Below are 24,710 nucleotides of genomic sequence, written 5' to 3'. Positions count from 1 at the left end.
GTCTACTGGAACATCCAGACCTTGCTGTCCGTAGCTTTTTTGCGTTCAGAGAGTTTATTGCGATAGATTACTAAGGGAGAGAAAACAACATGAAATACATGATATCCGTATTTGCAGGCGCAGCCAGCTACGGCGTGCTGTCCACATTCGTCGTGCTCGCTTACGGGCAAGGCTACAAGCTGGGAGAAGTGGTTGGCAGCCAGCTGCTCATCGGTTTCTTGCTGTCGTGGCTGTTCGCGTCTATTGTAGAGCGCAGGCAAAAGAAAGCAGCGCTGGCCGTGACGGCAGGCAAAGGCGCAGAGGCGGGCGCGGTGAAGAAAGGCCTGCAGAGATTAACATGGAAAACACGTCTGCTGCTGATGGCTGCGGGATTGCCTACAGCGATTACAGGTCTGGTCTATTACCACTCGCTTCGTTACATCCCGGCTTCGCTAGCGATTCTGCTGTTGTTCCAGTTCACGTGGATTGGCGTGCTGGTGCAATCGATCAGACAGAGACAGCGCCCGAACCGGGCAATTCTGACGACGCTTATCATTCTGCTTGGCGGCACAATACTGGCCGCCGGCATTATGGAGCACGGAGGAGGCAGCTTCCATCCGCTGGGCTTGTCACTGGGCTTCCTGGCGGCGATCAGCTACACGCTGTTCATTCTGTTCAGCGGCAAGGCGGCTCCTGAAGTGCCGCCGGCTACACGCAGCAAATGGATGATGGCCGGTGGCATGACATTTGTCTTTATCGTGTTCCCTCCGGAATTTCTCTGGAACGGAGATCTGTTCAGCAGCTTGTTCCTATTCGGCGCGCTGCTCGGACTGTTCGGCGCATTCATCCCGCCGCTGCTGTTCGCCTATGGCGTACCGCATATCGGCGAGGGGATGGCCGGCATTCTAGGCGCAGCAGAGCTGCCTGTAGCGGTATTGCTTTCCTCGGTCGTTCTGCATGAGCAGGTATCCTGGCTGCAATGGACCGGCGTTGTGCTGGTGCTTGCCGGGGTAGCGTATCCGGAGCTGGCTAAGCTTATAAAGCGCGGCGGGCGAGTCTCGACGGGCATCGGCGCATAACACGGATTTGGTAAAGTTTTTTTTAACCCGTTTTATTCCTTTCTGGTTTCCATGCAATGGCAGTATACTTAGGTTGTCGGGCCGACGCATTACGTGAAGGAAAGGAGCTGATCCGTGTGATTCACAACTTAGAGGTGATCTCCGTTTAATCGGAGATCGCCGTAAACGAAGAGGCCTTCGGGCCTCTTTTTATTTGTAAAAAAACGATTGTGCTCAAAATTGGTTTTCTTTATAATGGAAAAGTGACGCTTCATAAGAAGCACGGGGACCACCCCAAATACTAATTCGAAAGGGAGGCGGCAAGACATGGAAAATGTTGTAATGATGAATGACACGCTGCAGGCAAAACGTTTGAACTTATTTGAGGAGGACTTATACCGTGAACTACAAAAATGGAAGAGACGTGCTTCCCCCTAGTCTCCTGTTGGAGCTGCAAAAATATATCCAAGGCGATCTGATCTACATTCCAAAACCGTCCAACCAGCGCGCAAGCTGGGGTGAAGTGAGCGGCACGCGCAAGCTTCTGGCGGAACGCAACAAAGAAATATTCCAGCATTACAGCAACGGGGCGACCGTAGCCGAGCTGGAGCGCAAGTATCATCTGTCCAGCGAGAGCATTCGCAAGATTATTGTGAAAGCACGCTGAATGATGACATGATACAATTCGAGCGGACGATATACAAAGAACCTCCCGGGAGACGCATGACTAGCGCCTTGGGAGGTTCTTTTTTTTCATTCCGGGGCAGCTCTAAAGCTGTTGATTAATGGACGTTCGTGGTAGGCAGCGGCACTTTCGTGTTCGGATATTTGTAATCGTCACGATAGCAATTCGTATCGCTGTCATAGACGGATTGTGAGAGCCGGTGGGATACTTCGAAGATCGGCAGATCCGGGTTCACGTGCAGCGCGGAGCCATAGAACGAACAGCCCTCGAAGTGGAAGTTCAGCGTCGTAATGAGGATGACACAGTTCGTAAAACTGCAATTTTTGAAGCTAAAGCCGTCAAAGTTGATGGTTTCGTTGTTGAAACTTTCATTCATAATCAATTTCATTCTCGCAACTCTCCTCTGCTAGATATAGGCGACATGCCTATGATCCTATCAGAGTGGAGGTGAAATGTTTGTCGCAACATGGCCCTAGAGCTTGAATACTTATCGACACTAAACCCAATCTTCCTCCACGAGCTTCCGGTTAACGGCAACTCCCGCCTCATAACCTTCGCTGGCAGCCCCGATCAGCCCCGTAAAATAATGCTTGGCGTCGCCAATTATATATAATCCATCGATTTGTGTGCTGCCATGCTCCATCGTCTCGTATTGTCCGTCTTCTCCGCGCTTCACGCCAAGATTATCTGCAATGCCGGTCGTCTCCCGCGCTCCCGTATCTGCCAAGAAGGCAATTCGCCGCTTGATTTCCTGCCCGTCTTCCAGCACAATCTTCTCCAGCCCTCCGCCGGCGCCCGCCAGCGATTTGATTGGCTGCTCATACAGGGCAATACCGCGGTCCTGAAGCGCGTGCTTCTGATCGAGCGTCAGCATGGAAGCTCCGTCTGTGAATACAGCGAGGTCACGGCTCCAATTAAAGATCAGCTGCGCATAACCGAACAATTGCGCTCCGCTTCCGATGACCGCCAGCGGCTCGCCGCGGTGCTCCCAGCCATCGCAATAAGGGCAGGGGAAGACAGAGACGCCATAACGCTCCTGTATGCCCGGGATGGGGGGCAGTTCGTCGCGGACGCCAGTCGCTACAATGAGATATTTGCTTATGTAGGACTTCCCTGTTGCGGTTTGTATATGAAAATGTTCGTCTCGTTTCACGGCCTCTTCAGCGGTATCATGCTCGATCCGAACCAGTTCGTATGCGCGGACATCCTTGCGACCAAGCTCTCTGAATTCGGTCGGAGAGATGCCGTCTCTCGTCAAGTAGCCGTGCGAGCTGCGCGCGGCGGCGTGGCGCGGCTTATCCTCGTCAATCACAATTACAGAACGCAGTGCGCGTCCAAGCACCAGCGCAGCGCTCAGCCCGGCCGGTCCGCCTCCGATAATGGCCACATCCCAAACGTTCATTATGCCACTCCTTTACCGATTTCGAATGATTTCCTTATTCTGCCGCTGCAATCACTGCTATAATTGGACATAAGATGGCAAGGACTAGAATGTCACTATTATGCCGGTTGGAGTTGAAAGTTATGCCTGAGTACGATTGGAATAGCGCAGTATGGCATCCCGCGGTCATGTCCTGGTTCCGCAGCTCGTTCGGCGAGCCTACGGATGTGCAAGCAAGAGCGTGGGCGTCCATCATGGAGGAACGGCATACGTTAATTGCCGCCCCTACTGGATCAGGAAAGACATTGGCAGGCTTGCTGCCCTGCATGAACGCGATTGTTCAAGCGAAAGCCGGCGGCAAATTGCCGGTCCGAAAAGGGGTCAAGCTGTTATATATTACGCCGCTCAAAGCGCTTAACAATGACATACAGCATCATGTGCTGTCCTTTGCCGGAGGGCTGGAGGAGGAGGCGAAGAAGCTCGGACTGCCATGGCCCGGGTTTCGAAGCGGCGTACGGACGGGTGATACGCCATCCTCCCAGCGGGCGTCCATGCTGAAGAACCCGCCGGAGCTGCTAATTACAACGCCGGAATCTCTGTACATCCTGTTGACCTCTGAGCAAGGCAGAGGAATGCTGAGTGAAGTCCGGTATGTGATTATTGATGAAATTCATGATCTGGCCGGCGACAAGCGCGGAGCCCATCTCTCGGTGTCGCTGGAACGTCTCCAGCATAACTCGGCTGACGGGATTCGTATCCAGCGGCTCGGAGTGTCGGCGACCCAGAAACCAATGTGGAAGGTGGCGCAATTCCTCGGCGGGCTTGAACCGAAGCGTGAAGCTGGCAGTCCGCCTCCTCTGGAAGCGCCAGAGGAAGAGCAATACCCGCTCGGCTACTCACTTCGGCCCGTACATATCGTTGAGAGCCGGATGGAGAAGCGAATGGATGTTCGCGTGACGATGCCGGATACAAGTGTGCCGGCACAGACGAGAGACGGCGTATGGCTGCCGATTCTGCAACGCATCTTCGACCTGATGGCGAACTGCACTTCGGCGCTGGTGTTCGTGAACAGCCGCAGGCTGTGCGAGCGGCTTGTGCTGCGCATTAACGATCATGCCGGCTATCAGATGGCGAGGTCCCATCACGGAAGCATGTCCAAGGAGAAGCGGCTGGAGGCGGAAGCCTTGCTGAAGAACGGCGAGCTGCGCTGTCTCGTGGCGACCTCATCGCTGGAGCTTGGCATTGATGTAGGCCACATCGATCTGGTGATCCAGATCGATTCCCCGCTGGAAGCCGCATCCGGCATACAGCGCATTGGACGCGCAGGCCACGCAGTCGGCGATATATCGAAAGGAGTAATTGTGGTTCGCCAGCGCGGCGTACTGCCCGAGGCTGCCGTTCTGGGCGGCCTGATTGCGAATCGGGAGATTGAACCGATCCGCATGCCCGAGAAGCCGCTGGATGTTCTATCTCAGCAAATTATTGCCATAGTGGCTTCAGCCGAATTGACGGTAGATGCCCTGTATGGGCTGTTGCTTGGCAGCTACAGCTACCGGCAGCTGGAGAAGGAGCACTTGATGAGCACGCTTGCGGTGCTGGCGGGACTGTATCCTTTTGCGAGGCCGATATTGGATTGGAACCGCGATACAGGGCTGCTATCGAAGAGAGGCAATACCTCTATTGCGGCGATGACCGGCGCGGGCACGATCCCGCAGTCCTCCCACTTTCCTGTGCATCATCTCGACAGTCGCACCCACCTAGGCGAGCTGGACGAGGAATTCGTGCATGAGAGCCGGGTAGGTGACGTATTCTTGCTCGGGACAAGCTCTTGGATGATCCGCAAGATCGACAAGGACAGGGTTTATGTCACTGAAGCTGCCAACAGCTTCAGCGAGGTGCCGTTCTGGCGCAATGAAGGTCCCGGCCGCACGCTTGCGCTCGGCATGAAGGTCGGCGAGCTAATCGAGAGCCTGTCGGAGCGTCTGGCGCTTGATCCGTCACCTGATCGTCCCAGACAAAAGCAGTGGAGCAACTGGCGCTCGGCCTATCAGGCTGGCGAAGCTCGCCTGGACGCTGTGGTGGCGTGGCTGGGGAGAGAATATGGCTTGGATGATTATACAGCGGGAGAGCTGCTTGGCTATATCGTCTCCCAGCATGCCTTCAGCTCGCTGCCGACAGCTAGTCGGATTGTGATCGAGCATTACAAGGATATGATGAACCAGACCCATGTCATCATCCTGAATCCGTATGGCAGAAGGCTGAACCGGACTTGGCTGCTCGCCATCCAGCGGCAGTTCGAGCGCTCGCTGCCTTATCAGCTGTACGGCAACGCGAAGGACAATGGTATTGAGTTCGTGCTGCCGGAGTGGGATGCCTCCTGGCTAAGAATGATCTGGGAAGTGACGCCTGCCAATGCCGAGCCGCTGCTGACGGAAGCTGTGACGGGCTCGCCGCTGCTTGCGATTGCCTTCCGCCGCATCGCGGAGACGTCGCTGCTGCTTGCCAGAAGCTTCACACGAGTCCCCATGTGGCAGAAGCGGCTGCGCAGCGAGGAGCTGCTGCGCGAATCGCTGCCGTACGCCGAATCATTCCCGTTCCTGACGGAAGCGATGAGGGAATGCCTGTACGATTACCTCGATCTTGTATCCTTGCGAACGCTGTTGGCATCGATACAAGGCGGGGAGATTGAGGTCGTCGTAAGGGAAACGGAATATCCATCGCCGATGGCCACACAATTTCTTGCCGATTACGTCAATATGAGGCTGTATGAGGGCGATGGTCTTGATGCGGCGACCAAGGCCGGCCTGCTTCATATCAGCAAAGACCTCGCAGGTGAGCTGTTCGGGCGCGATGCGGTGAAGCGAAGCGTCTCGGAAGATGTGCTGCGCAAGGTTGAAGAGCGGATCGTCCGGCGCTCCGGCAAGATTGGTTCTGCTGAAGATCTGCGAAGCAGCTTGAAGATTCGCGGGGATATGAGCTTATCGGAGATGATCTCGGTTGCGGGAGCCGATGCCTCTGGCTGGATTCAGTCGCTGGCAGCTGCCGGGGCTGTGCTTGAGATCGATCTGCGAGGGCCGGAAGATGCCGAGCCGATTCTTCGCTGGATATGCGCGGACGAAGCGGACATCTATGCTTCATTTCCGGAGTCGGCTTCGTCATGCCTGTTCGTCATTAGCCGCTATGCGGAAGGGAGGATGTCCTATACGGAGCCGGAGCTCTGCGAGCGGTATCCGGCACTGAGTCTTAAGGCTGCCCGCCAACTGACAGATGAGCTGCTGCGGCAGAATATCATCAGACAGGCTCCGTTTGCCGCGGACGAATCGGAGCGGATCTGGACAAGCAGCAAGGCGGCCGAGCAAATGATCCGGCTGTCGATTGGTGAAGCGCGCGGGCAGGTACCCGCGATAGCGCCTGCGAGGTGGTGCGGCTATCTGGCTTATCGCCAGCATGCCTTGCAAGGGGCGCAGCTGCAAGGCCAAGAGGGGCTGCTCGCTATCATAAGCCGTCTGCAAGGACTGTTCCTCCCGGCGTCGCATTGGGAGAGCTTCCTGTTTCCTTCAAGGCTGAAGGATTACAGGAAGGAAGAGCTGGATGCGCTATGCGCCACAGGAGAAGTGATCTGGCTGGGCAGCAAGGCAAGCGGACAGAAGGAGGGAAGGATTGCGTTCTTCCTGGCATCGAACTCCGCTTTGCTGGCCCCTTATGCCGATGAGCTGCTGACCCGATCAACGGCGCATCCCGAGCTGCTCCGCCTGCTTCAGGAAGGAGGGGCAAGCTTCCTGACCCAGCTCAGCCGCCAGTACGGCAAGCCTCCAAGCGAGACGCTGCAAGACTTGCTGGAGCTGGCATGGGAGGGGCATGCATCCAATGATCAGTTCGCGCCGCTCAGGCTTGGAATAGGCAAGAGAGGCAAGGACTGGGCGCGCACAGGATCCGGCTTCGGCCGCTGGTACTGGACCGGTACGCTGGGCGGCAAGCCCGGCGCCAGCACAACTGGCGGCGGACCGGAGGATCCTTCAGTCTCAACAGGCGCCGAGCTGCAAGGAAAATCCGCTTCCCGCTGGATTCACCAATTGATAGAAAGCTACGGCATTATTACAAAGGAGCTTATATCGGCCTATACGCCATTCCGCTGGGATGAGGTGCTGCCTATTCTGTCCAGGCTGGAAGAGTGGGGGACGCTGACCCGGGGCGTATTCGTAGAAGGAGCCGCCGCTATGCAATTCACAACACCGGATATCGCCAGAGCTCTGAGCAGCCCGCTGCCCGGCAAGGATGAGGGGAAGGTTACGGTGCTGTCAGCGCTCGATCCCGCTAATCCTTACGGACTGTTCATCGACTGGCCGGCAAAAACGCCAAATGCGCCTGCCTATGCCAGGAAAGCGGGCAGCTACGTTGTGTTGGACGGCGGAGAATGGCAATATTGGCTGGAGGGCAACGGCAAGAAGGTGTTTGAAGTTCATGCAGACAGCGAGCAGAATGAGAAGCAGCGCATGCAGAAGCTGCGTTCGATGTTCAGCGCGGTGTTGCATCGGCAAGGGCTTGCGAAGATTGTCATTGATGAATGGAACGGAGAGCCTGTTTCTCAATCTGAGGCTGCCAAGCTGCTCACCGCGATGGGAGCGGAGCGTGACCGCCATTCGTATGTGCTGTGGATGAGCAAGCTATAGATTCGATTAGGGTGCTGTGTTATCGAAATGTCAAACGGCTTCCCGCCGGCAATGATGCCGCTGCGGGAAGCCGTTATTTTTTGACGAAATGAAACACAAGAGGACGAAAGCAGCGGGAACATTCGACAATATTTTTATAAGAAAAATTTATAATTAGAAAACGTTAATCAAGCAGAAATATATATAAGGATTATTTATATAACATACTTCATCCGTTATGTAAACTTGATTATCCGGAACGATCAGGCAGGATATGGCAGGAAAAAGGAGGAGAAGCGGGGTGAGCCTCCCTCAGCTAAAGTTAGCCCAGCATACGATATATTATCGCCTTTTCCTGGAAATGACCGGAGCTTTGGATTCATGTTAGCCTTGAAGAGAACAAAAAACTGGGAAAGGCTGGGATGCAAATTGCGCGGAAAATGGTTGGCCTTCATGCTGATGACCATCATGCTTATTGGTGCTTGCGGCGTGAACAATGAGGCTGATACGAATGGCGGCAACGGAAAAAACAATGGCGCGGGGCTGACGACGCTGGAGAAGGCGGTTCAGCAAGGGTACATAACGGTAGGTTTCGCGGGTGAAAATCCGTATGCGTATAAGAATGAGCAAGGCGAGCTGACAGGCGAGGCTGTCGAGATCGCCAGCGTTATTCTTGAGAGGCTTGGCATCGGAGAGATGAGAGGCGAGCTGACGGAATTCTCCGCTCTGGTCGCTGGCCTGCAAGCCAAGCGGTTCGATATGATCACAGCCGGCATGTTCATCAACGCTGACCGATGTGCGGCTGTATTATTCGCAGATCCTGAGTACAGCATCGGAGAAGGGCTGGCGGTCAAAGCGGGCAATCCTCTCCAGCTTGACAGCTATGCGGCGATAGCTGAGAACAGCGATGCCAAAGTGGCGGTGATGGCGGGCGCTGTAGAGATCGGCTATTTGACCGCTTCCGGAGTTGCAGAGAAGCAGATGGTCATCGTGCCGGATCAGGATGCGGCGATCAGCGCCTTGCAGTCCGGCAGAGCGGATGCGATGACGATGACCGGGCCGGCGCTCCAATCCAGGCTTAATGCGGCGGACGATCCCGGCATAGAACGGGTCATGGACTTCGAGCAGCCGCTTGTGGATGGAGAGAGCGTACGCGGCTATGGCGCGACAGCTTTCCGAATGGATGATACCTCGTTCCGCGACGCCTTTAATGCGGAGCTTGCGAAGATGAAGGAAAGCGGCGAGCTGCTGGATATTTTGACGAAGTTCGGATTTACGGAGCAAGAGCTGCCGGGCGATGTCACCGCACAGCAGCTGTGCGGACAATAACATGATGAGTACGATAAGCCAGTGGCTGCCGTATTTGGCGCAGGGCGCTCTAGTGACGGTGAAGATTACGCTGCTATCCGGCGTAGTGGCTATGCTGCTGGCCCTTATATCTGGTCTCGGCAGACTATCTGCCCTGAAGCCGATCCGCTGGCTTGCGGGAGGATATATTGAGCTGTTCCGGGCGGCTTCGCTGCTGGTGCTTTTGTTCTGGGTGTATTTTGCATTGCCAATCGCGGGGCTGGACCTGTCGAAAACCTGGTCTGCCGTCCTTGCAATCGGGCTGAACATCGGAGCCTACGGAGGGGAAATCGTCAGAAGCGCTATACAGGCTATACCGAAGGGGCAATACGAAGCGTCTGTCGCCCTGAATCTGTCTCCGCTAGCCCGGATGCGGTCGGTTATCCTGCCGCAAGCAATTGCGAGAATGCTGCCTCCGATGGGCAATCTCTGGATTGAGATGCTGAAGTCTACGTCGCTTGTTTATTTCATTACGATGGCAGATTTGACCTATGAAGCCATGATTCTCCGCAACAACTACTACACAGACACGCCGCTTATCTTCGGCCTGCTGCTGCTGATCTATTATGTGATGGCATCCTGTATCGCAGTGCCGGTCAAGTGGCTGGAGCGCAAGCTCACGGCATGGAGGTGAGGGGATGTGGAGCTGGGATTATGCGATGGAGGTTAGCTTGGTTCTGCTGCGGGCGCTTCCAGCGGCTTTGCTGGCGGCATTCAGCGGATTCATCATTGCCGCGACGGTCGGGCTTGCGATTGCTGCGCTTGTCCGTTCCAGATTCACTGCGGTCAGGCGCATCGCCAGCGGCGTAGCTCATTTCATTCGAAGTACGCCCCTGCTTGTGCAGCTGTTCTTCTTGTATTACAGCTTGCCGATGCTGGTGCCGGTATCGATGACCGCCTTCTGGACAGGGGCGATTGGATTGGGTCTTCATTATTCGACCTATATGTCGGAGGTCTATCGCTCCGGTATTGATGCGCTGCCGAAGGGACAATGGGAGGCATCCACCGCGCTGAATTTATCGAAGCGCCGGACATGGCTGTCCGTCATCTTGCCCCAGGCGATACCGCCGGTGCTGCCCATTATGGGCAATTATTTGATTGTGATATTCAAGGAAACACCTACATTGTCGGCTATCACTTACATTGAGCTGCTGCTCCGCGCCAAGAATGAGGCGTCGATCTCGTACCGGGTATTCGAGCCGTATACGATTGCAGGCATCATCTTTATTGTTGTCAGCCTGATCATGTCATTCCTGGTAGGGAGGCTGGAGAAGGGATGGAGACGGCGGACATCAGCATAGAAAGGAGTGTGCGGCATGACCCAACTAGCGCAAGACAATGAAGGGATTTTGGAATCGCAAGCGGTCTGGCGGCAGGGCGAAGAGTGCCTCTATGGCGAGAAAGGCAAGCCTCTGGTCGAATACCGCGGCGTTACGAAGTCTTTCGGCGATTTGGAAGTGATTAAAGGAATTGATCTTCAAATGCATGCCGGCGAAAAGCTGGCTTTTATCGGACCAAGCGGGTCGGGCAAGACGACGCTGGGCCGAATGCTGATGACGCTGGAGCGTCCGACATCGGGATCCTTGTCCATCGATGGCGTCCCGCTCTGGCAGATGCAAGACAAAAAGGGGAGATGGAAGCCGGCGAACGAGGCGCATCTGCGTGCCATGAGAGAGAAGGTAGGAATGGTGTTTCAGCACTTCAACCTGTTCCCGCATCTGACAGTAGAGCGGAATGTGACGCTGGCGCTGACGTCAGTGCTTGGCTTGACCCGGGAGGATGCCGGAGCTCGCGCCGAGTCTATGCTGGAGAAGGTCGGTCTGCTCGATAAACTTTCCAGCTATCCGTCGCAGCTGTCCGGCGGACAGAAGCAGCGCGTCGCGATTGCTAGAGCGCTCGTCATGAGGCCGAAGGTTGTGGTCTTCGATGAGGTGACTTCAGCGCTGGACCCCGAGCTTGTAGGCGAGGTGCTGGCCGTCATTAAAGAGATTGCGAAGGAAGGCGAGACGGCGATGATGCTGATCACGCATGAGATGGATTTTGCCCGGGAAGTGGCGGATCGCGTAATCTTCGGAGCCGAAGGGTTAATCGTGGAGGAAGGCACGCCGGAGGATATTTTCGAGAGGCCCCAGAGCGAGAGGCTACGCACATTTCTGAACCGGCTGCAGGAGGTGAGAGATTGAAAGGAATTCAACCGTCAGCCATTGTCTACCGCCGGCCTGTCGCCAGTGATGGAGGGCATATCTGGAAGCTGATTAAGCGTGCAGGCGGGCTGGATGTTAATTCTGTATATTGCTACTTAATGCTGAGCGACATGTTCAGCGAGACCTGCAGCATTGCCGAGCGTGAAGGCCGGCTCTGCGGATTCTTATCCGCATTCCGCAAGCCTGCCCAGCCGGATACTCTGTTCGTATGGCAGATTGCCGTCGATCCTGTCCTTCGGGGCAACGGAATTGGCGGGAAACTGCTGAAGGACGTGCTCTCGCGCGATAACAATGCGGATATTCAGGTTCTGGAAGCGACGATAAGTCCCGGCAATATGGCATCGCGCCGCTGGTTCATGGCCGCAGCCCGCGAGCTGGAAAGCGAGTGCAGCATATCGGAGCTGTATGACGCATCCATGTTCCCTGAGAGCCATGAGGCGGAGCTGCTGTTCCGAATCGGCCCTTTTACCCTTAAGAGATGAGATGCTGTTACGTTCACTAAAAAGGAGGATAACCATGACTGAATGGATTGGCAAGGCAACAACTGTCAAGGAACCGCTAACCGTGTTCAACCGGTTGGAATCTGAGGTGAGAAGCTATTGCAGAAGCTTTGAGACCGTCTTCGTGAAGGGCAGCAACGCGCTGCTGCAGGATCGGAATGAAAAGGAGTACATCGATTTTTTTGCAGGCGCGGGCGCGCTTAACTATGGACACAACAATCCGCAAATCCGCTCCAAGCTGATTGATTATTTGCTGGAGGACGGCATTACGCACAGTCTGGATATGGCGACGGATGCGAAGGAAGCTTTCCTTCTCCGATTCCAAGAGACGATACTGGAGCCGCGGGGACTGGACTACAAGGTGATGTTCCCTGGTCCTACGGGCACGAATTCGGTCGAGAGCGCTTTTAAGATCGCGAGAAAGGTGACGGGCAGAACCAATATCGTGTGCTTCACCAATGCGTTCCACGGCATGTCGCTGGGCTCCTTGTCCGCTACAGGCAACGCGTTCAAGCGCGGAGGAGCCGGCGTACAGCTTAGCGGCACAACCTTCCTGCCCTATGACGGGTATTTGGGGCCGCTAGTGGATACGACAGCGCTGCTCGAGAAGCTGCTCCAGGATCCCGGCAGCGGACTGGATACCCCAGCGGCGGTAATCGTGGAGACGCTGCAAGGCGAAGGCGGCCTCTCTGCAGCCAGCGGCAAATGGCTGCGGAGCCTTGAGCGGATATGCCGCGAGCATGGCATTCTGTTGATCATCGACGATGTGCAGATGGGCTGCGGACGAACGGGAACATTTTTCAGCTTTGAGTCAACGGGCATTACACCTGATATCGTGTGCTTGTCCAAGTCGATTGGCGGATACGGATTGCCAATGGCATTAACGCTGATTAAGCCGGAGCATGATCTCTGGCAGCCTGGCGAACATAACGGCACATTCCGCGGCAACAATCTGGCTTTTGTAGCAGCCTCCGCCGCGCTCCGGTATTGGGAGGATGACAGTCTTGCGGGCCAAATCCGCGATCGAAGCGAGATCATAGCGGACTTCCTGCGCCGCATGGCCTCCAGGTACAGTGACCGGATAGCGGAATCGAGAGGCAAAGGCATGATTCAGGGACTTGCCTTTCACAAACCGGAAGACGCCTCCCGCTTATGCAAGCTGATGTTCGAGAGAGGCGTGATTATGGAGACGTCCGGGCCGCGCGATGAGGTGGCGAAGCTGATGCCGCCGCTGACTATAGAGGACAGCTTGCTGAAGAAGGGCCTTCAGCTGCTGGAGGCGGCATTGTCTGATTTATATGAAGGAATAAGCCCGAGAGCGGCATTGCAAGCGAAAGGCTAATTAGGGAAAGGCAGGGATATGCGATGATTGTGAAGCAACTGGAGGAAATCAGAGGAAGCTCGCACGATATCGATGCGCCGACGTGGAATTCCAGGCGGCTGCTATTGAAGAAGGACGGGATGGGCTTCTCCATGCACGATACGATTATTAAAGCCGGGACGGAGACGCTTATCTGGTACCGGAATCATGTGGAGGCCGTGTACTGTATTGAAGGAGAAGGCGAGATTGAAGTTGTTGGCGGGGAGACGCACCAGATATGTCCGGGCATGCTGTATGCGCTGGACGGTCATGAGAAGCATCTTCTGCGCGCCCGGAGCCAGCTCCGCATGGTCTGTGTGTTCAATCCGCCCCTAACCGGCGCGGAGGTTCATGATCAAGACGGCGTGTATCCTTTAATGAATGAGAACGGCGAAGCAGTCCGATAAGCATGAAGTTCTTTTCCATAAACCCTATTGATGAAAAAGGAGCTGAAGCTAATGAACGGCAGGACGAGCATGGCGGAGAACGACCTCTATCCAACGAGGGTGGAGGAGATGCCCTCCAGATTGGAACGAAAGGATCCAGTGGTCTATAGCGAATGGACGCCCGATAGCCCGCTAACCGAGGCGCAATCTTCCTTCTACGAACGCAAAGGCTATTTGTTTCTGGAGCAGTTTTTTTCGGAAAATGAGCTGATGCTATGGAGGAACGAGCTGAACCGGCTTCAGGAAAGCTACCGCGACAGCGATGCGGAGCATGTTATTCGCGAGCCGGCAAGCCGTGAGGTGAGATCGGTATTCGCTGTCCACGAGAACAATGAAATCTTCCGGGCGCTGTCGAAGCATCCGAAGCTGCAGGCGATTACTTCCTATTTGCTTGGCTCCGGCACGTACATCCATCAATCCCGCATTAACTTTAAGCCAGGCTTTACAGGAAAAGAGTTCTATTGGCATTCTGATTTCGAGACATGGCATGCAGAGGACGGCATGCCGGCCATGCGCGCCCTCAGCTGCTCCATTGCGCTCAGTGACAACTACGCGTACAACGGTCCGCTTATGGTCATTCCCGGCTCTCATCAGACATTCATCTCCTGTGTAGGCAAGACACCGGATGATCACTTCAAGGATTCGCTCCGCAAGCAAGAGTATGGCGTTCCCGATCATGACAATCTCCGCGCCATGGCGGAGGAGAAGGGCATTCATATGCCCGTCGGCAAAGCGGGCTCCGTGCTGCTGTTCGATTGCAATTTGATGCATGGCTCCAGCAGCAATATCTCGCCATTCCCGCGAAGCAATGTATTTATGGTTTACAACAGCGTGGACAATCGGCTGGTACAGCCGTATTCGGGGCAGAAGCCAAGGCCGGAATTTATAGCGACGAGATCCTGGTGACGAATCCGGTCTTGATCGTTGCATTAATTCTGGGTATTAACATCACGTATGTATCGATGTTCACGCTGCGGCTTATTCTGGTGATCAAAGGAAAGCGCACGGCAGCGGCGCTTCTCTCCACCGTTGAAGTATTCGTGTATCTGGTTGGGCTGCAGCTCGTGCTGAACAATCTGTCGACGCCAATCTACATGGCAGCCTATTGCGCAGGCTTCGGACTTGGCGTTTACCTTGGCAGCCGTATTGAAGAAGCGCTTGCGCTTGGCTATTCTGTCGTGCAAGTCATTGCAGATACGGTAAATACAAATTTGCCTGATCAGCTGCGGGCGAGCGGTTACGGAGTAACGGTCTGGCAGGGTGAGGGGCGAAGCGGTCCAAGGCTCGTCATGCAAGTACTGGTGAAGCGAAGCGCGGAGAAAAAGCTGCTGGATTCGATATCGGCGGCAGCGCCGAAAGCCTTTGTCATTTCGCATGAACCGAGGCATTTCCGAGGCGGATTCTGGGCGAAGCTTCTGGAGAAATAACGGTCTTAATAAGGATATCTTCCATGATGGAGGGTATCCTTTTCTTATGGATTTTTGTTCAAATCAGCAGTCCCGCCATGTATTCGCTTTCAAGAAACTGGCGATATTTAACCTTCAATTGGGCGCTTGACAGCGAGCGGTTAGGCGACTATTATTTAAATAGTTTAAATATATAGATCTAAAGTTTATAGATCTAAAGTGTTTAGTGCTAAATGAATTAGAAGGGGGTGTCTCTATGCCAACGCTCGTCAGTCGTTTTCAGCGTTCGGTCACGCAGCTTAACCGGCTATTTGCTTCAGAAATCGTGGATCGGCTCGACTCCCAAGTCACGGGAACTCAGATGTATATGCTTCATTACATCAGACAGAGCGGGAGATGCCGGTTGACGGAGCTTGCGGAGAAGCTGGATGTGAAGCCAAGCGCGGTAACGGTCATGATTGATCGATTGGTAAAATCGGATTACGTGGTACGGACGCATGATACGGATGACCGCAGGGTCATTCTGGTTGAACTTACGCCAACCGGCATTAAAATTCTGGAGAAGGCGCAAGCGATGCGAGAAGAGATTGTCGGGGCTTACCTTGATAAGCTGGATCCCGATGAGGTCCGCATTGCGACTGAAGTGCTGGAGAAGATGGTGCTGATCGGGCAGGAGAATTCCAAATGCCATGGACGGCAAAGCCGATAAAGCCATTATTAATCAATTTATACAAAGAGAAAGAAGGAGTAGGAACCAATGGAACATTTGTCCCATAAGCGCAAAATAACAATCATGATGGCCATCATCATGGCAATGTTCTTTTCCGCCATCAACCAGACGATCGTCAGTACGGCAATGCCGCGTATCATCGCAGTGTTGAGCGGCATGGAATATTACAGCTGGGTCATTACGATCTACATGCTGACATCGACACTCGCCACCGTTCTGGTCGGCAAGCTGTCCGATATATACGGACGGAAGCCGTTCATATTGGCGGGTATCGTCATCTTTATGATAGGCGCTTTTTTAACCGGCTTTTCGAAGGATATTTTTCAATTAATCATTTACCGCGGTATTCAAGGCGTCGGCGCCGGCATTATTATGGCATCGGTATTCACCGCAGTCGGCGATCTGTTCTCGCCTCGAGAGCGGGGCAAATGGACAGGAGTCATGATGGCCGTATTCGGCTTCTCCAGCGTTATCGGACCTACGCTTGGCGGCTGGCTGGTCGATAACTTCGCATGGAAATGGCTGTTCTGGATCTTCCTGCCGCTTGGCTTTGTCGCATTCTTCATGATTCTGTTCCTCTTCCCGAAAGTGGAGACGAACAAGTCCGAGAAGATCGACTATGTGGGCTCGCTTTTCCTGAGCTTGACGATTATCGGCATTCTGCTCGGCTTCTCTTGGGCAGGCACGAAGTATGACTGGGGCTCCTGGCAAATACTCAGCTTGTTCGCGGGAGCGCTTCTATCGCTCGTTATCTTCATCTTCGTGGAATGGAAAGCCAAAAGCCCAGTGCTTCCGCTTCATCTGTTCCGCAACGACATTGTTACGATCTCCAATGTAATCGGCTTTCTGATGAACGCCGGCATGATGGGCGCATTGATCTATCTGCCGTTCTTCGTACAGGGTGTTGAAGGCATCTCGCCGACTTACTCCGGTTACGTAACGATGCCAATGTCTATAGCCATGGTTATTATGAGTACGGTTATCGGCCGTCAAATTTCAAAAACCGGCAAATACAAGAAATATGCGATTCTTGGCTTGCCGATTATGATCGCGGGCATGCTCATTATGGCATTCATGAACAGCGTATGGCTTGCTGTCGCCGCGATGATCGTCTTCGGCATTGGCCTTGGTGTTGGCATGCCGGTCTTCTCGCTGACCGTGCAAAATGCTGTGAAGCCTAACGAGCTCGGCGTTGCTACAGCTTCGTCCCAGCTGTTCCGTAACCTTGGCGGCACAATTGGCATTGCGGTCATGGGCACGATCATGCAATCGAGCCTGGTGCGCAATATGGAGAAGGAAGCGGCATCGGCAGAAGGCTTCAACTTCGAGAATATCGATCCAGCCCTTGCGAAGCAGCTGGAGATGTTCCACAATCCGGAGATGCTGCTGGATCAGCCGAAGCTGGCTGAGCTGCAATCGACGCTTCCAGCGGATGTGCAGCCGATAATCTCCCAGCTGATTGAGACGCTTCGCGATGCCCTCAGCGCATCGCTGACGACCGTATTCCTTGCGGGTACAGCGCTTGTCGTCATAGCTCTGCTGCTATCGTTCTTCCTGAGAGAAATTCCGCTCCGCACCTCTAACGCAATGCCAGAGAAGGAGAAAGAGAAGGAACAGGATGTAGCGTTCAAAAATCCAGCGAATGCTTAAGTAAATCATAGAGGCCCTCATGTTCCATTTCGGCGGCAAGCCGAAGAGCATGGGGGCCTTTTTTCAAACATGCCAATCGGAATAAGGGAACACTTGATCGCTTTTAGGAATGGTGTTAAACTATGGAAGAATCAAGGCGGCGGAACCGTCTTGCTTTAGACCTGGGTAGGACGGTGTATGACGTGACCACAACGACCACCGAAATCGATGAAGTCATTGCTTATATTCATCAGCATATCTATGATCCGTTGCCATTATCGCGATTGGCCAGCCATGTCTCCTACAGTCCGTATCATTTCACCCGATTGTTCAAGGAACGAATGGGAATTTCGCCGATGTACTACGTATCATCCTTGCGCCTGCAGAAGGCGAAGGATCTCCTATTGCAAACCAACCTGAGCGTCAGGGATATCAGCCTGGAGATTGGCCAACAGAGCCTAGGAACCTTTACGACCCGATTCACGGAACGGGTTGGCATGACACCTGCGCAATTTCGCAATACTGCCCATGACGCCAGCAAGCATCTTCAATTGCTGGAACAATTAAGGGACTGGACCACGCTGGAATATTGCAAGCCGAGGCATACTACCGTAAGAGGTACAATCAGCTCGGAGCATCCATTCTCAGGAGTGGTGCTGATCGGATTGTTCCCGAAGCCGATTCCGGAGGGTTTCCCTCTGCACGGCACCTTGCTTGGCACACTGGGCGACTTTGAATTTCCGAATGTAGAGCCCGGCATCTATTATTTGATGGCGACGACGATTTCCTGGGGCACGGGCGCTATCGATATGCTGCTGCCGCAATCGACGCTGCGCACAAGGTCAAGGGACGCTGTAGTCGTTAGTCCAGGAGCGGAGGTGCCGCATCTGAATGTGTCTCTGCATCCGCCGAAGCTCGATGATCCGCCCATTCTGATTTCGCTTCCCGTATTAATGAACCACTTCTTGTCTCGCGTTCAGAAAAGGGAAGAATATCGGGTTTAAAGGCTATTTTCGACGGAAATCAGCAATTTCGTTATTGAGTTGAGCACCCTGTAACGCTTATAATATAGCGAGTATGAAGTCTAACAGAAAAGGTGTTTAATTCATGAGCATATTGAATGTAGAACGTTTGAGCCACGGCTTTGGAGACCGCGCCATCTTCAACGACGTGTCATTCCGCTTGCTGAAAGGCGAGCATATTGGTCTTATTGGCGCCAACGGTGAAGGCAAATCCACCTTTATGAACATTATTACGGGCAAGCTGCAGCCGGATGACGGCAAGGTGGAATGGTCGAAGCGGATGCGCGTCGGTTATCTCGACCAGCATGCTGTATTGTCGAAAGGCATGACGATTCGAGATGTGCTGAAGGGCGCGTTCCAATACCTGTTCGATATGGAGCAGGAGATGAACGACATGTACGGCAAGATGGGCGATGTATCGCCTGAAGAGCTAGAGCGCTTGCTGGAAGACGTCGGTACGATCCAAGATACGCTAACCAATCAGGATTTCTATATGATCGACGCCAAGATCGAAGAGACGGCGCGCGGACTTGGCTTGACCGATATCGGACTGGACAAGGATGTGCATGACCTTAGCGGCGGTCAGCGGACGAAGGTGCTTCTGGCGAAGCTCCTCCTGGAGAAGCCGGATATCCTGCTTCTTGACGAGCCTACCAACTATTTGGACGAGGTTCATATTGAGTGGCTGAAGCGTTACCTTCAGGAATACGAGAATGCGTTCATTCTTATTTCGCATGATATTCCATTCCTGAACAGCGTTATTAACCTGATCTATCACATGGAGAATCAGGAGCTGACTCGTTATGTTGGCGACTATGACCATTTCCAGCAAGTGTATGAGATGAAGAAGCAGCAACTGGAGTCCGCATACAAGCGCCAGCAGCAAGAAATTGCGGATCTGAAGGACTTCGTCGCACGTAACAAAGCAAGCGTAGCTACGCGCAACATGGCGATGTCCAGACAGAAGAAGCTCGACAAGATGGATGTCATTGAGCTGGCGAAGGAGAAGCCGAAGCCGCAGTTCAACTTCAGAGAAGGCAGAACGGCTGGCCGCGTTATTTTCGAGACCAAAGATCTTGTTATCGGATACTCCGAGCCGCTATCCCGTCCGCTTGATCTGCGTATGGAGCGCGGCCAGAAGATTGCTCTGGTCGGGGCGAACGGCATCGGTAAGACGACTCTGCTTCGCAGCATCTTGGGCGAGATTCAAGCCGTATCCGGATCCGTGGAGCTTGGCGACAATCTAGAGATCGGATACTTCGAGCAGGAGTCGAAGGAAGCCAACTACAACACTTGTATCGAAGAGATCTGGAAAGAGTTTCCTTCGTATACGCAGTTCGAGGTTCGCGCCGCTCTGGCGAAATGCGGACTGACAACGAAGCATATCGAAAGCAAGATTACCGTGCTGAGCGGCGGCGAGAAGGCGAAGGTACGCTTGTGCAAGCTGATCAACCGCGACACGAACTTGCTTGTGCTTGACGAGCCGACGAACCACTTGGACGTAGATGCGAAAGAAGAGCTTAAGCGCGCTCTGAAGGCTTACAAAGGAAGCATCCTGCTTATTTCTCACGAACCGGAGTTTTACCGTGATGTTGTGACAGAGACGTGGAACTGCGAAAGCTGGACGACGAAAGTATTTTAATAGAAGGTTAGAGGAAGGCCCTATGCCGCTCTTTGAAGCGGACAGGGCCTTTTTATGTGAGGAGGAGATGAATGAAGCGGAGTTTGAATTATTGTGCAGCTTCTGTCGTTACTGTGAAGGTTATGCCGAACGCATCTGTGACCGTGCCAAAGGCCGGGCTGAAGAATGTCGCTTGGAGCGGTTGTACAATATGTCCGCCATCAGCAAGCTTCTCGAAAACTTGGGTTGCGCGTTCTGCATTTGGCAGCGTAACACAAACCGTCATGTTATTGCCGCGTGTATAAGGCGATCCAGGGAAGGTATCGTAGAGCATAAGCTCTGACTCGCCAATCTTCAGATGAGCATGAGCTATCTTATCAAGCACAGAATCTGGGAGCGGAAACTCCGGATTAGGCGGCAGATCGCCGAACGCCTGCCGCATCAGAACTTCTGCGCCGAATACCTCTTGGTATAAAGCGATTGCATCCGTAGCATTGCCTTCTAAAACCAGATACGGGGTAAGCTTAATCGACATCATTCACAGCTCCTCTTCTTGGTATAAAGCTAGTATAACCTGTTCGTATGCATCACATTTCTTCTGAATTGCGAAGTTGCGATATGGAATACGAATAAAGGTAAAAGTATAAATAATGATAATTCTTCTACATAAATTTGGTGGTTATTGTTTCCAAATAACTAAGCAAAACGTATAATAGGCTAACTGACTATTAAATCAATAAAGAGGATGGTGCAAACAAATGAAATCGAAATGGGAAAAGTGGGAGCAAACACGTGCCAAGGGCAAGAAAAACTACGTTATTTTTAATGGCTTATTAGGATGGGGAATTCCTATGGCCTTGTTATACACCGCGGTATGGACATACATCCAACATCAAGAGATTGCCTTTAATCAAGAGCTGTATCAAACGTTGATCATTTCGCTCGTTATTTTCTCCGTAGCAGGAGTCGGCTTTGGAATATGGACGTGGAATACAACGGAGAAGCAGTATCAAAAGTATAAGGGCAATAACGAATGATAGACCAGTTAATGCCGTTAAGGATTTCCGCTGGCTGGCGAGTGGAATATAATCAATTTTTCGAACTAGATAATATTCTAGCGGAAGACCTTTTACAATTATCTAATCACAAACGGTTTAAAATTCTTGATTTAGGCTGGTATCCTTCTAATCGCACAAAAGGGATGTATACCATTAATCTAATTGAGTTGTCATATGACGAAGAACAACAAATAAACAACTGGTCGACACCTCTATATCAATTTCGCACTAAAGATAAGCAACAAATCGTATATAAGTTAGAAGAAATCATGAAATCAGTAACAGACGGAGTGCCATTTAAAGATGACATAGCATAAAGGAACTTTAGAAATGAATACAGTAGATAAACTGTCATTCAAAGTTCGGATCAATCAACGGATTACATAAAAGAACATATCTAAATACAAGCGCGTGTTAGCCGCCGTGGTTGACGCCTCGATCGAAGTTTATGTGAATGACAGAAAATTTGATGAAGATGAGGTTTTCGTCGCAAACATGTTTTTCGAGTCACTTTTATGTCCAGGGAAGTACTCCATGTTCACCTGTACTTGCGGGATATTCGGCTGCGGCGGGTATTATGTTGATGTGGTCCATAGAGCACAATACATCATCTGGTCGATTGAACAGAATCCTTTTGAAGGAGGCATAACCTCCGAACATCATGCATTTTCCTTTTTGCGATCCGATATATTAAGCGCTGACGATGCGTTCATTCAGGACTTGGAGAAACTAAATATGTTGCTTCATAATAATGGACTGGCTGTCTATTACGGTACGAATTATTACAAAAGGATTGTAGACAGCTTAAGCTAATAAAGTGAATGAGTAAACTTCTTAAAAATAATTTTTTTGCAGCTATCTTTATGACCCCTTTTATCGCCAGTATTTTTTTACTGAACTACTTTTGGTTTTGGTTCGTATTTTCGATATACATTTTATTATTGGGTATATATTTAATCTTATTAACTACTTCGGGGTTGAATCATATCACTAACCGAGCGAAGAGAGGAGCGATTCGAACAATTGTAGGAATCGCCGGAATAGGGCTCATTGTATTTTTTTTCGCAGTATTTTCTCCCGTGGTTTTTGATATAGGTCCTTATTTACGCAATGAAGTTAAAGTTGTGATAGGCAAGAATATTGATTCGAGCACCATTACGACTAAAAGTAAAACCCTATGGCATGACATTAAAATCCAAAATCAGAATCAAGAAACTATTGAGTTAAAAAGTGTTTATGCTATAGCCAACTATGAAATTCGTACAATACGCGCGGTTTATTTGCCGCATTCTAAATATGTGCTAGTGCTTCAAGTGATGGAGTAGTTAGGAGAAACTGATTAGGAAGGGGCTGCATAAGAATAATAGTTCCAATAATCATACTTAGTCTGCTATTTCTTTTATCCATTGGGAGCTTAGTTGTAGGCATTCGCAATCGTGCGCGATTTGTATTGTTGAATCGATTAAAGTATTTCGTTGTCAGTTTTGTTGTTGTATGCGGAATAACCATTCCACTATTTTTCTCGTCAATAAAAGAAAACCCATTCTTATTCGTTGTAGTTGTTATAGCGCTAACCATAATATTTGGCAATCTTCATTATTATACAAAGGTAGAACAAGTTCGAGATGTACTTGAATTGAAATTCAGATTGTTAAAATATATTTTATTCATTTTTTTGATGATGATTATCATTGCTTTTTTTTCTGTATGATGAGCTAGAAAGGCTGTGAAGGGATGAATCCATTCAAAGATATCGTTGCAACGGAAGAGGAGATTCGGGAGCTGATTGGTTTTCCAAGTGAAGTGGTCCAGAGGAAGACGATAACGGAGCTGGACAGTCACTGCCGGGATTTTATTGCGATGTCGCCGCTTTTGTTCATGGCTACCTCTGATATTCATGGCAATTGCGATGTATCTCCGCGCGGCGATGCGCCAGGATTCGTCTACATCATTGATCACAGGCATATTGTCATTCCAGAGCGACCAGGAAATCGCCGGATTGATTCCATGCGAAATATTCTATCTAATCCAAGAGCCGGCCTGAATTTCCTCATTCCCGGATTAGAGGAAACGCTTAGAGTGAATGGGGAAGCGTATGTCATTAAGGATGATGAACTATTGGAACGGATGAAAGCCAACGGAAAAAAACCGCTACTCGGCATTGGCGTACGAGTTGAGGAAGCTTTTATCCATTGTGCAAAGTCGTTCAAACGGTCAGGCGCATGGAATCCAGACACTTGGGCGGAGCAAAGTGAGCTGCCCTCTATCCCGCATATGATATCCGCGCATGTTAATTCAGAGCCCTTCACAGTGGAGAAGATTAGAGAAGGATTGACAGAGAGCTATGAGAAAAGGTTGTATTAACAGATAGTCTTCGATAGAGGCTAATTTACAAAAGCAGCAGGTTCGTTGTTAAGGAAGATTGGAACGATCAATATCGGATAACACGGTCTCTCTCTGAGTCAGTGGTGCCAGCAACCTGCTACCCATGCGCGATTTGTATAATAAGATTCTGGAGTCGTAGTTATAATTGCCATAAGTGAATATGACTTTGGAGCAGCGTACTCTTTCATTAGGGTCGCTGTTTTTGTATTCTTATTTTTGGGAATCATTACAACTTTTTCGTTAACTTTGTCGTCTAGAGAATAAGTCCTTACTGAATATCGCGATGATTGAATGGGAGAGATGAATGATGAAAATTCTTGCCGCTTTATTGTTGTTGTCGCTCCTCAGTTGTTCACCAGCTGAACCAAAACAGAGTGAACAACCGGCTTCATTTGATTTTGTGTTTTCCTATGGCGTTATGAATAAAAACGTGCTGGATACGGTTCAAGGGACATATACCAAAGATCTTGTGACAGCCGGGACTGCTACAACGAATCTGAGCTTAACTGATGAGGAAATGAAGCAGGTATATGAGTTAATGAATGAAATTGGATTATGGAATTATCCAAATGAAATAGAAGGCATGAATGTTATTCCGGCTTCAGGTTATCATTTTCAAATCCTTGTAGATGGCAAAGAGCAAAACATCCATTGGAATGGTGAGTTTAATGAAAACCAAACGCATAGAGGCTTCAAACGTCTAACAAGTATGATTATAGAGATGGTAAGAAATAAAGAGGCTAATCAAGCGTTGCCTGAGAGCGAAGGGTATTATCTATAGCATTTTTATAGGAGAGGGGTTGCAGATATGAGAGCTTGGATATTGATTGTATGTACAGCTTTATTGCTTGCTGGATGCGGATCTGATCAGGCTAAGCAGGAGGAAAGGAAGAACCATTCATTTGAGGAACATGTATTGGGAAATCCAACTCCACAAATGGTGTTGCAGCGAAATCCGGCAGCAGACATCATGATGTACAGTCATGTCGTGCTCATAGCAGGCAGCGATTGGGTGAATGAAACCGAGCTGACGAAAGACACGTTATTGTCGAGAATTTCGCTTCAAACCGATGATCCCGCTAAATTTGTGAATGGTACAGCCAGCAAACTCCCAATAGGAACAAAAATTTATGAGGTTAAGGAACGCGGGGATATCTTAATAGCGGAAACAGATAAAGGCGATATTCGATACTATAAGCTGATTGAAGGTTGAGCACTGAAACTGAACGAAGCGGTCAGGCAGAAAATAA

25 protein-coding genes are annotated in these 24,710 nt (G+C 51.4%); 22 read left to right on the top strand and 3 right to left on the bottom strand.

The window, feature by feature from the left end:
* Positions 1 to 89 precede the first annotated feature (89 nt).
* Both D3P09_RS22175 and D3P09_RS22170 read left to right on the top strand, forming a co-directional pair.
* Positions 90 to 1,058, top strand: a complete 969-nt coding sequence (locus D3P09_RS22175; protein ID WP_120113601.1) for an EamA family transporter — start codon at positions 90 to 92, stop codon at positions 1,056 to 1,058.
* Between the two features lie 379 nt (positions 1,059 to 1,437).
* Positions 1,438 to 1,704, top strand: a complete 267-nt coding sequence (locus D3P09_RS22170) for a CD3324 family protein (protein ID WP_119799745.1) — start codon at positions 1,438 to 1,440, stop codon at positions 1,702 to 1,704.
* A 115-nt stretch (positions 1,705 to 1,819) separates the two neighbouring features.
* On the opposite strand, the gene D3P09_RS22165 is transcribed toward D3P09_RS22170, so the two are convergent.
* Complete coding sequence (locus D3P09_RS22165) at positions 1,820 to 2,110, bottom strand: hypothetical protein (protein ID WP_120113600.1); 291 nt, start codon at positions 2,108 to 2,110, stop codon at positions 1,820 to 1,822.
* 108 nt (positions 2,111 to 2,218) lie between these two features.
* Complete coding sequence (locus D3P09_RS22160) at positions 2,219 to 3,124, bottom strand: NAD(P)/FAD-dependent oxidoreductase (RefSeq protein ID WP_120113599.1); 906 nt, start codon at positions 3,122 to 3,124, stop codon at positions 2,219 to 2,221.
* 122 nt (positions 3,125 to 3,246) lie between these two features.
* Between D3P09_RS22160 and D3P09_RS22155 the strand changes: the two genes are divergently transcribed.
* The 14 genes from D3P09_RS22155 (at position 3,247) to D3P09_RS22090 (ending at position 20,038) form a co-directional block, all read left to right on the top strand.
* Complete coding sequence (locus D3P09_RS22155; RefSeq protein ID WP_120113598.1) at positions 3,247 to 7,773, top strand: DEAD/DEAH box helicase; 4,527 nt, start codon at positions 3,247 to 3,249, stop codon at positions 7,771 to 7,773.
* 432 nt (positions 7,774 to 8,205) lie between these two features.
* Positions 8,206 to 9,081, top strand: a complete 876-nt coding sequence (ehuB, locus tag D3P09_RS22150) for an ectoine/hydroxyectoine ABC transporter substrate-binding protein EhuB (protein ID WP_120113747.1) — start codon at positions 8,206 to 8,208, stop codon at positions 9,079 to 9,081.
* A 1-nt stretch (position 9,082) separates the two neighbouring features.
* Complete coding sequence (gene ehuC / locus D3P09_RS22145) at positions 9,083 to 9,733, top strand: ectoine/hydroxyectoine ABC transporter permease subunit EhuC (protein ID WP_120113597.1); 651 nt, start codon at positions 9,083 to 9,085, stop codon at positions 9,731 to 9,733.
* Positions 9,734 to 9,737: 4 nt separating this feature from the next.
* Positions 9,738 to 10,400 (top strand): ectoine/hydroxyectoine ABC transporter permease subunit EhuD, encoded by a 663-nt coding sequence (ehuD, locus tag D3P09_RS22140; RefSeq protein WP_120113596.1) that lies wholly within the window; start codon positions 9,738 to 9,740, stop codon positions 10,398 to 10,400.
* 15 nt (positions 10,401 to 10,415) lie between these two features.
* A complete protein-coding gene (locus tag D3P09_RS22135) occupies positions 10,416 to 11,282 on the top strand; it encodes an amino acid ABC transporter ATP-binding protein (RefSeq protein WP_120113595.1) in 867 nt (288 codons plus the stop codon).
* The gene (ectA, locus tag D3P09_RS22130) at positions 11,279 to 11,785 is read left to right on the top strand and encodes a diaminobutyrate acetyltransferase (protein ID WP_207892541.1); all 507 of its coding nucleotides are present in this window, start codon (positions 11,279 to 11,281) and stop codon (positions 11,783 to 11,785) included. The genes D3P09_RS22135 and ectA overlap by 4 nt, the downstream gene beginning before the upstream one ends.
* A gap of 34 nt (positions 11,786 to 11,819) precedes the next feature.
* On the top strand, positions 11,820 to 13,145 hold the full coding sequence (gene ectB / locus D3P09_RS22125) for a diaminobutyrate--2-oxoglutarate transaminase (protein WP_120113594.1): 1,326 nt from the start codon (positions 11,820 to 11,822) through the stop codon (positions 13,143 to 13,145).
* 23 nt (positions 13,146 to 13,168) lie between these two features.
* Complete coding sequence (locus D3P09_RS22120; RefSeq protein WP_120113593.1) at positions 13,169 to 13,570, top strand: ectoine synthase; 402 nt, start codon at positions 13,169 to 13,171, stop codon at positions 13,568 to 13,570.
* A gap of 51 nt (positions 13,571 to 13,621) precedes the next feature.
* Positions 13,622 to 14,515 (top strand): ectoine hydroxylase, encoded by an 894-nt coding sequence (gene thpD, locus D3P09_RS22115; RefSeq protein ID WP_120113592.1) that lies wholly within the window; start codon positions 13,622 to 13,624, stop codon positions 14,513 to 14,515.
* 11 nt (positions 14,516 to 14,526) lie between these two features.
* Entirely contained in the window at positions 14,527 to 15,036 is a 510-nt protein-coding gene (locus D3P09_RS22110; RefSeq protein ID WP_279387143.1) for a DUF2179 domain-containing protein, read from the top strand.
* Positions 15,037 to 15,271: 235 nt separating this feature from the next.
* Positions 15,272 to 15,724 carry a MarR family winged helix-turn-helix transcriptional regulator gene (locus D3P09_RS22105; protein WP_120113591.1) on the top strand — a complete coding sequence of 151 codons (453 nt, stop codon included), beginning with the start codon at positions 15,272 to 15,274 and terminating at the stop codon, positions 15,722 to 15,724.
* 48 nt (positions 15,725 to 15,772) lie between these two features.
* Positions 15,773 to 17,395, top strand: a complete 1,623-nt coding sequence (locus D3P09_RS22100) for an MDR family MFS transporter (protein WP_120113590.1) — start codon at positions 15,773 to 15,775, stop codon at positions 17,393 to 17,395.
* Between the two features lie 182 nt (positions 17,396 to 17,577).
* Positions 17,578 to 18,378: a helix-turn-helix transcriptional regulator gene (locus D3P09_RS22095; RefSeq protein ID WP_243644392.1), complete on the top strand. Its 801-nt coding sequence runs from the start codon at positions 17,578 to 17,580 to the stop codon at positions 18,376 to 18,378.
* Positions 18,379 to 18,481: 103 nt separating this feature from the next.
* Positions 18,482 to 20,038 (top strand): ABC-F family ATP-binding cassette domain-containing protein, encoded by a 1,557-nt coding sequence (locus tag D3P09_RS22090; protein WP_120113588.1) that lies wholly within the window; start codon positions 18,482 to 18,484, stop codon positions 20,036 to 20,038.
* A gap of 88 nt (positions 20,039 to 20,126) precedes the next feature.
* Here the strand turns inward: D3P09_RS22090 and D3P09_RS22085 are convergent, their stop codons facing one another.
* Positions 20,127 to 20,555 (bottom strand): VOC family protein, encoded by a 429-nt coding sequence (locus D3P09_RS22085; protein WP_243644390.1) that lies wholly within the window; start codon positions 20,553 to 20,555, stop codon positions 20,127 to 20,129.
* A 220-nt stretch (positions 20,556 to 20,775) separates the two neighbouring features.
* On the opposite strand from D3P09_RS22085, the gene D3P09_RS22080 reads away from it, so the two are divergent.
* From D3P09_RS22080 to D3P09_RS22050, 6 genes are all read left to right on the top strand, one after another.
* Complete coding sequence (locus tag D3P09_RS22080) at positions 20,776 to 21,054, top strand: hypothetical protein (RefSeq protein WP_120113587.1); 279 nt, start codon at positions 20,776 to 20,778, stop codon at positions 21,052 to 21,054.
* Positions 21,051 to 21,392: a hypothetical protein gene (locus D3P09_RS22075; RefSeq protein ID WP_120113586.1), complete on the top strand. Its 342-nt coding sequence runs from the start codon at positions 21,051 to 21,053 to the stop codon at positions 21,390 to 21,392. Before D3P09_RS22080 ends, D3P09_RS22075 begins: the two co-directional genes overlap by 4 nt.
* 504 nt (positions 21,393 to 21,896) lie before the next feature.
* Positions 21,897 to 22,400, top strand: coding sequence for a hypothetical protein (locus tag D3P09_RS22065; protein WP_120113584.1), 504 nt, complete (start codon positions 21,897 to 21,899; stop codon positions 22,398 to 22,400).
* Between the two features lie 409 nt (positions 22,401 to 22,809).
* Positions 22,810 to 23,439, top strand: a complete 630-nt coding sequence (locus D3P09_RS22060; RefSeq protein WP_120113583.1) for a pyridoxamine 5'-phosphate oxidase family protein — start codon at positions 22,810 to 22,812, stop codon at positions 23,437 to 23,439.
* Positions 23,440 to 23,764: 325 nt separating this feature from the next.
* A complete protein-coding gene (locus D3P09_RS22055) occupies positions 23,765 to 24,241 on the top strand; it encodes a hypothetical protein (RefSeq protein ID WP_133305044.1) in 477 nt (158 codons plus the stop codon).
* 27 nt (positions 24,242 to 24,268) lie between these two features.
* Positions 24,269 to 24,673: a hypothetical protein gene (locus D3P09_RS22050; protein WP_120113581.1), complete on the top strand. Its 405-nt coding sequence runs from the start codon at positions 24,269 to 24,271 to the stop codon at positions 24,671 to 24,673.
* Positions 24,674 to 24,710 lie beyond the last annotated feature (37 nt).

It is taken from the genome of Paenibacillus pinisoli, from assembly GCF_003605435.1.
GTDB classification, from domain to species: Bacteria; Bacillota; Bacilli; order Paenibacillales; family Paenibacillaceae; genus Pristimantibacillus; species Pristimantibacillus pinisoli.
The sequence above is the reverse complement of the archived record's forward strand: the minus strand, read 5'-3'. Positions and strand labels throughout refer to the sequence as shown.

What these genes read in the sequence shown, in the direction of transcription:
- ectB (WP_120113594.1), top strand. Translation starts at nt 11,820, where the DNA reads ATGACTGAATGGATTGGCAAGGCAACAACTGTCAAGGAACCGCTAACC.
- ehuB (WP_120113747.1), top strand. Translation starts at nt 8,206, where the DNA reads ATGCTGATGACCATCATGCTTATTGGTGCTTGCGGCGTGAACAATGAG.
- D3P09_RS22050 (WP_120113581.1), top strand. Translation starts at nt 24,269, where the DNA reads ATGAGAGCTTGGATATTGATTGTATGTACAGCTTTATTGCTTGCTGGA.
- D3P09_RS22075 (WP_120113586.1), top strand. Translation starts at nt 21,051, where the DNA reads ATGATAGACCAGTTAATGCCGTTAAGGATTTCCGCTGGCTGGCGAGTG.
- D3P09_RS22135 (WP_120113595.1), top strand. Translation starts at nt 10,416, where the DNA reads ATGACCCAACTAGCGCAAGACAATGAAGGGATTTTGGAATCGCAAGCG.
- ehuD (WP_120113596.1), top strand. Translation starts at nt 9,738, where the DNA reads ATGTGGAGCTGGGATTATGCGATGGAGGTTAGCTTGGTTCTGCTGCGG.
- D3P09_RS22055 (WP_133305044.1), top strand. Translation starts at nt 23,765, where the DNA reads ATGATGAAAATTCTTGCCGCTTTATTGTTGTTGTCGCTCCTCAGTTGT.
- D3P09_RS22080 (WP_120113587.1), top strand. Translation starts at nt 20,776, where the DNA reads ATGAAATCGAAATGGGAAAAGTGGGAGCAAACACGTGCCAAGGGCAAG.
- D3P09_RS22085 (WP_243644390.1), bottom strand. Translation starts at nt 20,555, where the DNA reads ATGATGTCGATTAAGCTTACCCCGTATCTGGTTTTAGAAGGCAATGCT.
- D3P09_RS22160 (WP_120113599.1), bottom strand. Translation starts at nt 3,124, where the DNA reads ATGAACGTTTGGGATGTGGCCATTATCGGAGGCGGACCGGCCGGGCTG.
- D3P09_RS22165 (WP_120113600.1), bottom strand. Translation starts at nt 2,110, where the DNA reads ATGAAATTGATTATGAATGAAAGTTTCAACAACGAAACCATCAACTTT.
- D3P09_RS22060 (WP_120113583.1), top strand. Translation starts at nt 22,810, where the DNA reads ATGAATCCATTCAAAGATATCGTTGCAACGGAAGAGGAGATTCGGGAG.
- D3P09_RS22090 (WP_120113588.1), top strand. Translation starts at nt 18,482, where the DNA reads ATGAGCATATTGAATGTAGAACGTTTGAGCCACGGCTTTGGAGACCGC.
- D3P09_RS22120 (WP_120113593.1), top strand. Translation starts at nt 13,169, where the DNA reads ATGATTGTGAAGCAACTGGAGGAAATCAGAGGAAGCTCGCACGATATC.
- D3P09_RS22100 (WP_120113590.1), top strand. Translation starts at nt 15,773, where the DNA reads ATGGAACATTTGTCCCATAAGCGCAAAATAACAATCATGATGGCCATC.
- ehuC (WP_120113597.1), top strand. Translation starts at nt 9,083, where the DNA reads ATGATGAGTACGATAAGCCAGTGGCTGCCGTATTTGGCGCAGGGCGCT.
- D3P09_RS22105 (WP_120113591.1), top strand. Translation starts at nt 15,272, where the DNA reads ATGCCAACGCTCGTCAGTCGTTTTCAGCGTTCGGTCACGCAGCTTAAC.
- D3P09_RS22175 (WP_120113601.1), top strand. Translation starts at nt 90, where the DNA reads ATGAAATACATGATATCCGTATTTGCAGGCGCAGCCAGCTACGGCGTG.
- D3P09_RS22065 (WP_120113584.1), top strand. Translation starts at nt 21,897, where the DNA reads ATGAGTAAACTTCTTAAAAATAATTTTTTTGCAGCTATCTTTATGACC.
- thpD (WP_120113592.1), top strand. Translation starts at nt 13,622, where the DNA reads ATGAACGGCAGGACGAGCATGGCGGAGAACGACCTCTATCCAACGAGG.
- D3P09_RS22155 (WP_120113598.1), top strand. Translation starts at nt 3,247, where the DNA reads ATGCCTGAGTACGATTGGAATAGCGCAGTATGGCATCCCGCGGTCATG.